The organism is Streptomyces sp. AC627_RSS907, from assembly GCF_019049165.1.
On sequence record NZ_JAGMUE010000183.1, the window covers coordinates 2,899 to 15,612 of the forward strand.

The 12,714-nt window shown below is 74.0% G+C and carries 11 protein-coding genes and 1 pseudogene; 10 read left to right on the plus strand and 2 right to left on the minus strand.

Annotated elements, in window-relative coordinates; all coding sequences use genetic code 11:
• Positions 1-169: pseudogene (locus KUM32_RS44060) on the plus strand (coproporphyrinogen III oxidase); the annotation flags it as partial.
• Between the two features lie 141 nt (positions 170-310).
• Here KUM32_RS44060 and KUM32_RS30780 read toward each other — a convergent pair.
• Positions 311-1,114 (minus strand): DUF3097 domain-containing protein, encoded by an 804-nt coding sequence (locus KUM32_RS30780; RefSeq protein WP_217145244.1) that lies wholly within the window; start codon positions 1,112-1,114, stop codon positions 311-313.
• A 34-nt stretch (positions 1,115-1,148) separates the two neighbouring features.
• The gene (locus KUM32_RS30785) at positions 1,149-1,883 is read right to left on the minus strand and encodes an MBL fold metallo-hydrolase (RefSeq protein WP_217145245.1); all 735 of its coding nucleotides are present in this window, start codon (positions 1,881-1,883) and stop codon (positions 1,149-1,151) included.
• A gap of 173 nt (positions 1,884-2,056) precedes the next feature.
• Between KUM32_RS30785 and hrcA the strand changes: the two genes are divergently transcribed.
• The 9 genes from hrcA to KUM32_RS30830 all read left to right on the plus strand — a co-directional run bounded on the left by hrcA (position 2,057) and on the right by KUM32_RS30830 (position 12,714).
• Complete coding sequence (gene hrcA, locus KUM32_RS30790) at positions 2,057-3,073, plus strand: heat-inducible transcriptional repressor HrcA (protein ID WP_217145246.1); 1,017 nt, start codon at positions 2,057-2,059, stop codon at positions 3,071-3,073.
• Positions 3,074-4,210, plus strand: a complete 1,137-nt coding sequence (gene dnaJ / locus KUM32_RS30795; protein WP_217145247.1) for a molecular chaperone DnaJ — start codon at positions 3,074-3,076, stop codon at positions 4,208-4,210.
• Positions 4,211-4,366: 156 nt separating this feature from the next.
• Entirely contained in the window at positions 4,367-5,452 is a 1,086-nt protein-coding gene (locus tag KUM32_RS30800) for a nitronate monooxygenase (RefSeq protein WP_217145248.1), read from the plus strand.
• Positions 5,449-6,198 (plus strand): 16S rRNA (uracil(1498)-N(3))-methyltransferase, encoded by a 750-nt coding sequence (locus KUM32_RS30805; protein ID WP_217145249.1) that lies wholly within the window; start codon positions 5,449-5,451, stop codon positions 6,196-6,198. Before KUM32_RS30800 ends, KUM32_RS30805 begins: the two co-directional genes overlap by 4 nt.
• A 264-nt stretch (positions 6,199-6,462) precedes the next feature.
• Complete coding sequence (locus tag KUM32_RS30810) at positions 6,463-7,005, plus strand: hypothetical protein (RefSeq protein WP_254406388.1); 543 nt, start codon at positions 6,463-6,465, stop codon at positions 7,003-7,005.
• Positions 7,006-7,075: 70 nt separating this feature from the next.
• Positions 7,076-10,279, plus strand: a complete 3,204-nt coding sequence (locus tag KUM32_RS30815; RefSeq protein ID WP_217145250.1) for a S41 family peptidase — start codon at positions 7,076-7,078, stop codon at positions 10,277-10,279.
• A 150-nt stretch (positions 10,280-10,429) separates the two neighbouring features.
• Positions 10,430-10,783, plus strand: coding sequence for a histidine triad nucleotide-binding protein (locus tag KUM32_RS30820; protein WP_217145251.1), 354 nt, complete (start codon positions 10,430-10,432; stop codon positions 10,781-10,783).
• Positions 10,784-10,789: 6 nt separating this feature from the next.
• A complete protein-coding gene (locus KUM32_RS30825) occupies positions 10,790-11,695 on the plus strand; it encodes a ribonuclease Z (RefSeq protein ID WP_217145252.1) in 906 nt (301 codons plus the stop codon).
• Between the two features lie 20 nt (positions 11,696-11,715).
• Positions 11,716-12,714 carry an adenosine deaminase gene (locus KUM32_RS30830; RefSeq protein ID WP_217145253.1) on the plus strand — a complete coding sequence of 333 codons (999 nt, stop codon included), beginning with the start codon at positions 11,716-11,718 and terminating at the stop codon, positions 12,712-12,714.

The window sequence follows — 12,714 nt, forward strand, 5'->3', positions numbered from 1 at the left end:
CCGGGAAGGCGTCCCGCTGTCGCTGCTGCGTGAGGCGGGGCTCGCGGCGTCGCGCCGGGCCCTGTCCGACGGGCTCCTCCAGGAGGGGCCGTACGAGGACGGGCGCGCGGTGCTGACGCTGCGCGGGCGGCTGCTGGCGGACGCGGTGGTGCGGGACCTGGTGGACTGAGGGGTCATCCCCGCTTCGGCGGGGGACAGGACGTGCTCGGCCGTGTGGACGAGCTGATCGACGGACCGGGCCTGGTGGGCTGCTCTCCGCCACTGCGGAGAGCAGCCCACCAGGCCCGGTCCGTCAACGACCGGACGACGCTCAAGACACGGTCACGTGATCAATGAGTCGTTCCACACTGCCCAGCAACTCCGGCTCCAGGTCCCTGTACGACCCCACCCGCGCCAGGATCGCCTGCCAGACCGCCCCGGTGTTCTCCGTCGGCCAGCCCAGGGCCCGGCACACGCCCGTCTTCCAGTCCTGGCCGTGCGGCACCCGGGGCCAGGCGGCGATGCCGAGCGACGACGGCTTCACGGCCTCCCAGATGTCGATGTAGGGATGGCCGACGACCAGCGCGTGCTCGCTCGTCACCGACTCCGCGATCCGCCACTCCTTCGAACCCGGCACCAGGTGGTCCACCAGGACGCCCAGTCGCGCGTCCGGCCCCGGCGCGAAGTCGGCGACGACCGACGGCAGGTCGTCCACGCCCTCCAGGTACTCCACGACCACGCCCTCGACGCGCAGGTCGTCGCCCCACACCTTCTCGACCAGCTCGGCGTCGTGCCGCCCCTCGACGTAGATGCGCCCGGCGCGGGCCACCCGCGCGCGTGCCCCCGGGACCGCCACCGAACCGGACGCCGTCCGGGTGGGCCGTACCGGACCGGACGACGGCCGCACCAGCGTCACCACCCGTCCCTCCAGCAGGAAGCCGCGCGGCTCCATCGGGAAGACCCGGCGTTTGCCGAAGCGGTCCTCCAGGGTCACCGTGCCCGCCTCGCAGCCGGTCACCGCGCCGCAGAACCCGGTGCCGGGCTCCTCGACCACCAGGCCGGGGTCGGCCGGGACCTCCGGTACCGGCTGCGGTTTCTTCCACGGAGGGGTCAGGTCGGCGGAGTACTGGCGCATTCTGACGACGATACGAGGAGTGGGCGCGCCGTGATCAGCGCGACACGCCGAACCGGGCGGCCAGCGCGTCCCGTTGGGCCCGGACGAACGCCGCGTCCACCACCGCTCCGTGACCGGGGACGTACAGCGCGTCCTCGCCCCCGAGGTCGAGCAGCCGGTCCAGCGCGGCGGGCCAGTGCGACGGTACGGCGTCGGGGCCCGCCTGCGGCCGGCCGGACTCCTCGACCAGGTCGCCGCAGAAGACCACCTCCGGGTCGCCCGGCACCAGCACGGCGAGGTCGTGGGCCGTGTGCCCGGGGCCCACGTCGGCGAGCAGGACCTGCCGGCCGCCGCCCAGGTCGAGCGTCCACTCGCCGCACACCTCGTGCCGGACCGGGACCAGCGCGTCGGCCGCCTCCTCCGCCCGCCGCGCGGCCAGCCCCTCCGCCACCGCGTCCGAGCGCAGCGCCTCCCGCCCCTGTCCGCCCCGCGCGAACAGGGCGTCCGTGCCCACCGCGCCGTACACCTCCGCGCCCGCGAACGCCGCCGCCCCGAAGACGTGGTCGAAGTGCGGGTGGGTCAGCGCGAGATGCGTCACACGGTGACCGGCGAGCTCCTGCGCCTGCGCGCGCAACCGGGCGCCCTCACCGAGGCTCGACCCGGTGTCGACCACCAGTGCCGCGCCCGCGCCCAGGACCAGCCCCGCCGTGCAGTCCCAGACCGGCAGCCGGCACCGCCCCACCCCGGCCGCCAGCCGCTCCCATCCCAGGTCCTCCCAAGTCACCGTCATGCCGACGACGCTAGCGGTGCGACGCCCCCGGTCACGGCGGCGTGCCCCCGGCCTTGCCGGAGGCGTACCCCACGGCCGTACACTGGGCCGGGGAAGTCTGGCACTCGCCCGCTGTGAGTGCCAGGACAGACAGGTAGGACACCGGGCGGACGACTCTGGAGGTGTGTGCGCCGATGCTCAGTGAACGCAGGCTCCAGGTTCTGCGCGCCATCGTCCAGGACTACGTCGGCACGGAGGAGCCGGTCGGCTCCAAGGCCCTCACCGAGCGGCACAACCTCGGCGTCTCCCCGGCCACCGTGCGCAACGACATGGCGGCCCTGGAGGACGAGGGGTTCATCGCCCAGCCGCACACCAGCGCCGGGCGCATCCCGACCGACAAGGGCTACCGGCTCTTCGTCGACAAGCTGGCCGGCGTCAAGCCGATGACCGCGCCCGAGCGGCGTGCCATCCAGAACTTCCTGGAGGGCGCCGTCGACCTCGACGACGTGGTGGCCCGCACGGTGCGGCTGCTCGCGCAGCTCACCCGGCAGGTCGCCGTCGTGCAGTACCCGTCGCTGACCCGCTCGACCGTGCGGCACGTGGAGTTGCTCTCCCTGGCGCCCGCGCGCCTGATGCTCGTGCTGATCACGGACACCGGGCGGGTCGAGCAGCGGATGGTCGACTGCCCGGCGCCGTTCGGCGAGGCGTCCCTGGCGGACCTGCGCGCGCGGCTCAACAGCCGGGTCGCGGGCCGCCGTTTCTCGGACGTCCCGAGTCTGGTCGAGGATCTGCCGGAGGCCTTCGAGGCCGAGGACCGCGGTACGGTCTCCACCGTGCTCTCCACTCTCCTGGAGACGCTGGTCGAGGAGAACGAGGAGCGGCTGATGATCGGCGGCACCGCCAATCTGACCCGCTTCGGGCACGACTTCCCCCTGGTGATCCGGCCCGTCCTCGAGGCGCTGGAGGAGCAGGTCGTGCTCCTCAAGCTGCTCGGCGAGGCGAAGGATCCGGGCGTGACCGTCCGTATCGGTCACGAGAACGCCCACGAAGGACTCAACTCAACGTCCGTCGTGTCGGTGGGCTACGGTTCGGGCGGCGAGGCGGTTGCCAAGCTCGGCGTGGTCGGACCGACCCGCATGGACTACCCGGGAACGATGGGAGCGGTACGCGCAGTGGCACGGTACGTCGGACAGATCCTGGCGGAGTCGTAGGTGGCCACGGACTACTACGCCGTACTCGGCGTACGCCGCGACGCGTCCCAGGACGAGATCAAGAAGGCGTTCCGGAGGCTCGCCCGCGAGCTGCACCCGGACGTCAACCCCGATCCGAAGACCCAGGAGCGGTTCAAGGAGATCAACGCCGCCTACGAGGTGCTGTCGGACCCGCAGAAGAAGCAGGTCTACGACCTCGGCGGCGACCCCCTCTCGCAGGCGGGCGGCGGCGGGGCCGGCGGCTTCGGCGCGGGCGGCTTCGGGAACTTCTCGGACATCATGGACGCGTTCTTCGGTACGGCGTCGCAGCGCGGGCCGCGCTCGCGCACGCGCCGGGGCCAGGACGCGATGATCCGCATCGAGGTCGAGCTGGACGAGGCCGCGTTCGGTACGACCAAGGACATCCAGGTCGACACCGCGGTCGTCTGCAACACCTGCAACGGCGAGGGCGCGGCGCCGGGCACGAGTGCCCAGACGTGTGACATGTGCCGCGGACGCGGTGAGGTGTCGCAGGTCACGCGGTCCTTCCTGGGCCAGGTCATGACCTCCCGCCCCTGCCCCCAGTGCCAGGGCTTCGGCACCGTGGTCCCGACCCCGTGCCCGGAGTGCGCGGGCGACGGCCGGGTCCGCTCCCGGCGCACGCTGACCGTGAAGATCCCGGCCGGAGTCGACAACGGCACGCGGATCCAGCTCGCGGGCGAGGGCGAGGTCGGCCCCGGCGGCGGCCCCGCCGGTGACCTGTACGTGGAGATCCACGAGCTGCCGCACTCGACCTTCCAGCGCCGCGGTGACGACCTGCACTGCACGGTCACCATCCCGATGACGGCGGCGGCCCTCGGCACGAAGGTGCCGCTGGAGACGCTCGACGGCGTGGAGGAGGTCGACATCCGCCCGGGCACCCAGTCCGGACAGTCGATCCCGCTGCACGGCCGCGGCGTCACCCACCTGCGCGGCGGCGGCCGGGGCGACCTCATCGTCCACGTCGAGGTGACCACCCCGACCAAGCTCGACCCCGAGCAGGAGCGCCTGCTCAGGGAGCTCGCCAAGGTGCGCGGTGAGGAACGGCCGCAGGGCCAGTTCCAGCCCGGTCAGCAGGGGTTGTTCTCCCGGCTGAAGGACGCGTTCAACGGGCGCTGACGGACGCGTTCGAGGGGCGTTGACGGACGCGTTCGAGGGGCGTTGACGGGCGCTTCGGTCGGGTGGTGCCAGGGGTTTCGCGATGCGGATGCTCCTGGCGTATGCCGACGGAAGCCCGGTTTCGGACTTGTTCGGAGGACGTGACACCATGCGGTCATGTCCTCCGCACTGACCGATCTCTTCCCCCGTCCGATCGTGCAGGCGCCCATGGCGGGCGGCGTCTCCGTGCCGGGGCTGGCCGCCGCCGTCTGCGAGGCGGGAGGGCTGGGTTTCCTGGCCGCCGGGTACAAGACCGCGGACGGCATGTACCAGGAGATCAAGCAACTGCGGGGACTGACGAACCGGCCCTTCGGCGTCAACCTCTTCATGCCGCAGCCCGAGACGGCCGACCCCTCCGCCGTGGGCGTCTACGCCCACCAACTGGCCGGCGAGGCCGCCTGGTACGAGACGGAGCTCGGCGACCCCGGCTGCGGCCGGGACGACGGATACGACGCCAAGCTCGCGGTGCTGCTGGACGACCCGGTGCCGGTGGTGTCGTTCCACTTCGGGGTCCCGAGCCGTGAGGTCGTCGACTCCCTGCACCGCGTCGGCACCTTCGCCCTGGTCGCGGCGACCACCGCGGAGGAGGCCCGGGCCGTCGAGCGGTCCGGCGCCGACGCGGTGATCGCGCAGGGCGCCGAGGCCGGCGGACACCAGGGCACCTACCGGGACCACCCGGAGACCGGCGGCGCCGGCACCGGACTGCTGTCGCTGGTCGCCCAGGTCCGGGAGGCGGTGAGCCTGCCGATCATCGCCGCCGGCGGCATCATGCGCGGCGGTCAGATCGCCGCGGTGCTCGCGGCCGGCGCGTGCGCGGCCCAGCTCGGCACCGCCTTCCTCGCCACCCCCGAGTCCGGTGCGCACGCCCTGCACAAGGACGCGCTGACCAACCCCCTGTTCGTCCGCACCGAGCTGACCCGTGCCTTCTCCGGCCGACCCGCCCGGGGGCTGGTCAACCGCTTCCTGCGCGAGCACGGCCCGTACGCCCCCGCCGCCTACCCGGACGTGCACCACCTCACCGCGCCGCTGCGCAAGGCGGCGGCGAGGGCGGGCGACGCGCAGGGCATGGCGCTCTGGGCGGGGCAGGGCCACCGGATGGCCCGGGACCTGCCCGCCGGGCAGCTGGTGGAGGTGCTGGCGGCCGAACTCGCCGCCGCCGGGACGGCGTTGTCGGAGTGCGTGACGGGAGGAACGGGCCGATGACGGCACCGGTGTTCGTGGTCGACTCCCTCCAGCCGGGGGACCTGCCCGCGGGGGAGTACGTCCTGGACGGCCCCGAGGGGCGGCACGCCGTCTCCGTGAAGCGGCTGCGGTCCGGCGAGGACGTCGTCCTCACCGACGGACGCGGCCGCTGGGCCGAGGGCGTGGTCAAGGCCGCCGAGGGCAAGGACCGCCTGGTCGTCACCGGCCTGGAGAGCGTCCACGAGGAGCCCGCGGAGCAGCCCCGTATCACCGTCGTCCAGGCCCTGCCCAAGGGCGACCGCGGCGAGCTGGCCGTCGAGACCATGACCGAGGTCGGCGTCGACGCGGTCGTGCCGTGGGCGGCGTCCCGCTGCATCACGCAGTGGAAGGGCGACCGCGGTCTGAAGGCGCTCGGCAAGTGGCGGGCGACGGCCCGGGAGGCGGGCAAGCAGTCCCGCCGGGTCCGCTTCCCCGACGTCGCGGACGCGGCGAGCAGCAAGCAGGTTGCCTCACTTCTGGCCGACGCCGACTTCGCCGCCGTACTCCACGAGAGCGGTGACGAACCCCTGGCCGCCGCCGAACTCCCCGCCACCGGTGACATCGTGCTGGTCGTCGGCCCCGAAGGCGGCGTATCCCCCGAGGAGTTGGCGCTGTTCGAGCAGGCCGGGGCCAGGCCCTACCGCCTGGGACGCAGCGTGCTGCGCACCTCCACCGCGGGCACCGCCGCGACGGCCGTGCTCCTGGCCCGCACCGGCCGCTGGTCCTGACGGGACGCCGACGTCTCGCCCACCCGGGAGGGGTGCCGTCGCCCGGGGCGGACTACGGGGGAGCGCGCACGCCGTCACCGTACGGCGTGCGCACGCCGTCACCGCCCCCTTCGTGCCGGTGGCTCCCGGGGCACGCGCCCGCGCGCCCGTACGTCCACGACGAGCGTGCCCGGCCCGCGGTCGTCGCCCCCCGCGGCCGACGGTGGTGAGGAGTGGCCGTATGCGCCCTACCGCGAGGCCGCCGCTGGTGGCAGTCTGCCGTGCATGGGGGCGTTGAGACGGTTTTCGCACAGGGTGAGCCGGCCGCGCGGGCGGCGCCTCGTGCTGGCGGCGGGCGGCGCGGTCGTCGCCGTCGGCGGTGTCGTCGCGTGTGATCCGGCCGGGCTGAGCACCGCGTCCGTGGCGTACACGACCGACCTGACCGTGACGCGTGAACTCGACCGACGGGACGCGGCCGTGCGGTGGCTCACCTGCACGGCCTCCTTCGGGGACTCCGGCCGGAGCGCCTCCGCCGCCGAGGACACGGTCGCCTCCGTCGACTGCCAGGGAAAGACCGACGGCGGACAGGAGATCACCGTCGACGGCAAGGTGACCCGGGTCGTCGACGGCGCCTGCGTGCGCGGTGATCTCACCGCCGAGGTGGACGGCAAGCAGTGGTTCCACGTCAAGGGGCTGGGGAACTGCGACGCCGCGAGCACCCCGCCCGCGAACCGGCCCTCCCCGCGCGTACCGGGGCCCACCGTGACCGTCACCCGGACCATCTGGTGCCCGGACGACCCGCACTGCCGGCCGGTGCAGGGCAAGTAGTCCGCCGCTGGTGGCCGGTATGTGATCCGAACCTCTGTCGGCGGGCACCGCCCCTGCATAGGCTGAGGGGGTGACACAGCCCGCAGCGCCTGCCTACCTCCGCTTTCCGCACCCGCACGGCGAGTTGGTCGCCTTCACCGCCGAGGACGACGTGTGGCTCGCCCCGCTCGACGGCGGCCGGGCCTGGCGGGTCAGCGCCGACAACGTGCCGGTGAACCACCCGCGCATCTCGCCCGACGGCACCACCGTCGCCTGGTCCTCCACCCGCGACGGCGCCCCCGAGGTGCACATCGCGCCCGCCGACGGCGGCCCGGCCGAACGCCTCACGTACTGGGGCAGTGCGAAGACCCAGGTACGCGGCTGGACCCCGGAGGGACAGGTGCTCGCCCTCAGCGCCTACGGGCAGGCCGGCCTGCGCCGCAGCTGGGCCCGCGCCGTCCCGCTCGACGGCGGACCGGCCACCACCCTGCCGTACGGGCCCGTCGGCGACGTCGCGTACGGCCCGCGCACCGTGCTGCTGTCCGCGTCGATGGGCCGCGAGGCCGCCTGGTGGAAGCGCTACCGGGGCGGCACGGCGGGCAAGTTGTGGATCGACGCCACCGACGACGGCGAGTTCGTCCGGCTGCACGGCGACCTCGACGGCAACATCGAGTACCCGTTCTGGGTCGGTGACCGGATCGCCTTCCTCTCCGACCACGAGGGCACCGGCGCCCTCTACTCCTCCCTCGCCGACGGCTCCGACCTGCGCCGGCACACCCCCCTCGGGGGTTTCTACGCCCGGCACGCCGCCACCGACGGCACCCGCGTCGTGTACTCCAGCGCCGGTGAACTGTGGACCCTCGACGACCTGGACGGCGCCGAGCCGCGCCGGCTCGACATCCGGCTCGGCGGTTCCCGCGTCGACCTCCAGGCGTACCCGGTGAACGCCGCCCGCTGGTTCGGCTCCGCCTCCCCCGACCACACCGCGCGCGGCAGCGCCGTCGCCGTACGCGGCGGCGTCCACTGGGTCACCCACCGCTCCGGCCCGGCCCGCGCGCTCGCGGTGACGCCCGGCGTACGGAACCGGCTGCCGCGCGCCTTCCGTGCCGACGGCGAGGAATGGGTGGTGTGGGTGACGGACGCCGAGGGCGACGACGCCCTGGAGTTCGCGCCCGCCACCGGGCTCGCGCCCGGCGCCACGCCGCGCCGCGTCGCCGCCGGACAGCTCGGCCGGGTGCTCGTCCTCGCCATGGCGCCCGACGGCAGCCGTGCCGCCGTCGCCTCGCACGACGGGCGGGTGCTGCTCGTGGAGCGCGAGACCGGCGAGGTCCGCGAGGTCGACCGCAGCGAGGACGGCGACGTGTCCGGGCTGGTCTTCTCGCCCGACTCGGCCTGGCTCGCCTGGTCGCACCCGGGCCCCGCACCGCTGCGTCAGCTCAGGCTCGCCAACACCACCGACCTGTCGGTGAGCGAGGCGACGCCCCTGCGGTTCAAGGACTACTCGCCGGCGTTCACCCTGGACGGCAAGCACCTCGCCTTCCTCTCCACCCGCTCCTTCGACCCGGTCTACGACGAGCACGTCTTCGACCTGGCCTTCGTCGAGGGCGCCCGCCCGTACCTGATCACGCTGGCCGCGACCACCCCGTCGCCCTTCGGTCCGCAGCGCCACGGCCGCCCCTTCGAGACGCCCGACCGGGACGAGACCCCCGACAGCGAGGGCACCCCGGCCACCCGGATCGACATCGAGGGCCTCGCCGACCGCATCGTGCCCTTCCCGGTCGAGGCCGCCCGCTACTCCCGGCTGCGCGCCGCCAAGGACGGCGTCCTGTGGCTGCGGCACCCCGTCACCGGTGTCCTCGGCGCCTCCCGCGCCACCCCGGACGACCCGGACCCGCAGACCGACCTGGAGCGCTACGACCTCGCCCAGCAGCGCGTCGAGCACCTCGCCACCGACGCCGACCACTTCGAGGTCAGCGGCGACGGCAAGCGGGTGCTGCTGTGGACGGACGGCCGGCTCAAGGTCGTGCCCAGCGACCGGCGGGCCTCCGGCGACGACGACAGCGACACCAACGTCACCGTCGACCTGACCCGCGTCCGGCAGACCGTCGACCCGGCCGCGGAGTGGCGGCAGATGTACGACGAGACCGGCCGCGTCATGCGGGACCACTTCTGGCGGGCCGACATGAACGGCGTCGACTGGGACGGCGTCCTGGAGCGCTACCGGCCCGTCCTGGACCGCCTCGCCACCCACGACGACCTGGTCGACCTGCTCTGGGAGGTGCACGGCGAGCTCGGCACCTCGCACGCCTACGTCACCCCGCGCGGCGGCCACGGCGGCGGCGCCCGGCAGGGCCTGCTCGGCGCCGACCTCTCCCGGCACGAGGACGGCACCTGGCGCGTCGACCGCGTCCTGCCCTCGGAGACCTCCGACCCCGACGCCCGCTCCCCGCTCGCCGCGCCCGGCGTCGCGGTGCGCGCCGGGGACGCGATCGTCGCGGTCGCCGGACAGCCCGTCGACCCGGTCACCGGCCCCGGCCCGCTGCTGGTGGGCACCGCGGGCAAGCCGGTCGAGCTGACCATCTCCGCGGCCGGCGGCGGCGAACCGCGGCACGCCGTCGTCGTCCCCCTCGCCGACGAGGAGGCGCTGCGCTACCACGCCTGGGTCGCCGACCGCCGCGCCCACGTCCACGAGACGTCCGGCGGCCGGCTCGGCTACCTCCACGTTCCCGACATGCAGGCGCCCGGCTGGGCCCAGATCCACCGCGACCTGCGCGTCGAGGTGGTCCGGGAGGGCCTGGTCGTCGACGTCCGCGAGAACCGGGGCGGGCACACCTCCCAGCTGGTCGTGGAGAAGCTGGCCCGGCGGATCGTCGGCTGGGACATGCCGCGCGGCATGCGGCCGACCAGCTATCCGCAGGACGCGCCCCGCGGCCCGGTCGTCGTCGTCGCCAACGAGTTCTCCGGCTCCGACGGCGACATCGTCAACGCCGCGATCAAGGCGCTCGGTATCGGGCCGGTCGTCGGCACCCGTACCTGGGGCGGTGTCATCGGCATCGACAGCCGCTACCGGCTGGTCGACGGGACGCTGATCACCCAGCCCAAGTACGCGATCTGGCTGGAGGGCCTCGGCTGGGGCGTCGAGAACCACGGAGTCGACCCCGACGTGGAGGTCCCCCAGCGCCCCCAGGACCACGCGGCGGGCCGCGACCCCCAGTTGGACGAGGCGATCCGGCTGGCGCTGGAGGCGTTGGAGTCGGCACCCGCCAGGACGCCACCGGGTCTGCCGTCGCTGTAGCCGCGCGGGGTCCGAGCGGGCCGGGGGTGGGTGCGCAGCCCGGCGCGGCGGGGCGCCGCCCGCGCCCACCCGTGCCGCCCCCGGCGGCGCGATTGCCCGCGGCCGGGTGGATACGATGCCCGCAGAAGAATACCGGCGTAAGGAGGCCCCATGGCGGGCGAGCCACAGGACGACTGCCTGTTCTGCAAGATCGTCGCGGGTCGGATCCCGGCGACGGTCGTCCGCGAGACGGACACGACCGTCGCGTTCCGGGACATCAACCCCCAGGCGCCCACCCACGTCCTGGTGATCCCCAAGGCGCACTACCGGGACGCCGCCGCGCTCGCCGCCGGCGCCCCGGAGCTGGCCGCGGACGTCCTGCGCGAGACGCGGGCGGTCGCGGAGCAGGAGAAGCTGGAGAGCTACCGCACCGTCTTCAACACCGGCAGCGGCGCGGGCCAGACCGTCTGGCACACCCACGCCCACGTCCTCGGCGGCCGCGGCCTCGAATGGCCCCCCGGATAGGCCACGATGTCCGTACGCGAACTGGTGGTGCTCGGCACCGCCAGCCAGGTCCCCACCCGGCACCGCAACCACAACGGCTACCTGCTGCGCTGGGACGGCGAGGGCATCCTGTTCGACCCCGGCGAGGGCACGCAGCGCCAGATGCTGCGCGCCGGTGCCGCCGCGCACGACCTGAACCGGATCTGCGTCACGCACTTCCACGGCGACCACAGCCTCGGCCTCGCCGGCGTCATCCAGCGCGTCAACCTGGACCAGGTGCCGCACGAGGTCACCGCCCATTACCCGCGCTCCGGCCGGCGCTTCTTCCAGCGCCTGCGGTACGCCACCGCCTACCGCGAGACGGTCGCCCTCACCGAGGCGCCGGTCGACACGGACGGCGTCCTCGCGGTCACCCCGGCCTACACCCTGGACGCCCGCAGGCTGTCCCACCCCGTCGAGTCGTACGGCTACCGCCTCACCGAGCCCGACGGCGTCCGCATGCTGCCCGAGCGTCTGGCCGCGCACGGCATCAAGGGCCCCGACGTGGGCCGCATCCAGCGCGAGGGCTCGCTGAACGGCGTTCCGCTCGACGAGGTCAGCGAGGTCCGCCGCGGCCAGCGGTTCGCCTTCGTCATGGACACCCGGCTGTGCCCGGGGGTGCACGCGCTCGCCGAGGGCTGCGACCTGCTGGTCATCGAGTCGACCTTCCTCGACGAGGACGAGGCGCTCGCCACCGAACACGGTCACCTGACCGCCGGGCAGGCGGCGCGGGTCGCCCGGGACGCCGGCGTGCGCCACCTCGTCCTGACCCACTTCAGCCAGCGGTACTCGGACCCGGAGGAGTTCGAGCGGCAGGCACGGGCGGCCGGCTTCGAGGGTGAGCTGACCGTGGCCCACGACCTACTGAGAGTCCCGGTTCCGAAACGTCGGTGAAACCGCCGTACGATGCTCTGATGCCCCTGCCCAAAGCCGAACTGCACCTCCACATCGAAGGCACCCTGGAACCGGAGCTGGCCTTCGCGCTGGCCGCCCGCAACGGCGTGTCCCTGCCGTACGCGGACACGGACGCGCTGCGCGAGGCGTACCGGTTCGAGGACCTCCAGTCCTTCCTGAACCTGTACTACGAACTCATGGCCGTCCTGCGCACCGAGCGGGACTTCGAGGACCTGGCGAACGCCTACCTCGCCCGCGCCGCCGCGCAGGGCGTGCGGCACGCGGAGATCTTCTTCGACCCGCAGGCCCACCTCGCCCGGGGCGTGGAGACGGGCACGGTGGTCGAGGGCCTGTGGCGGGCGCTGGGCCGCAGCCGCGAGAACCACGGCGTCTCCACCCGGCTGATCATGTGCTTCCTGCGCGACGAGTCCGCCGAGTCGGCGCTGGCGACCCTCGACGCCGCGAAGCCGTACCTCGACCGCATCACCGGCGTCGGCCTGGACTCCGCGGAGGTCGGCCACCCGCCGGTCAAGTTCCGCGAGGTGTACGAGGCCGCCGCCGCCCTCGGGCTGCGCCGGGTCGCGCACGCGGGCGAGGAGGGGCCGCCGGAGTACGTCACCGAGGCCCTGGACGTCCTGGGCGTCGAGCGGATCGACCACGGCCTGCGCTCGGTGGAGGACCCGGCCCTGGTCGAGCGGCTGGTGCGCGACCGCGTCCCGCTGACCCTGTGCCCGCTGTCCAACGTCCGGCTGCGCACGGTCGACACCCTCGCCGACCACCCGCTGCCCGCCATGCTGGACGCGGGCCTGATGTGCACGGTCAACTCCGACGACCCGGCCTACTTCGGCGGCTACGCGGGCGACAACTTCGACGCCGTGCGCCAGGCCCTCGGCCTCACCGAGGAGCGGCTGCGGGAACTGGCCCGCAACTCCTTCCTCGCCTCCTTCCTGGACGACGACGAGGAGTCGCGGGCGCGGTACCTCGCCGAGGTGGAGGCCTACGAGTTCCCCGCCGCGTGA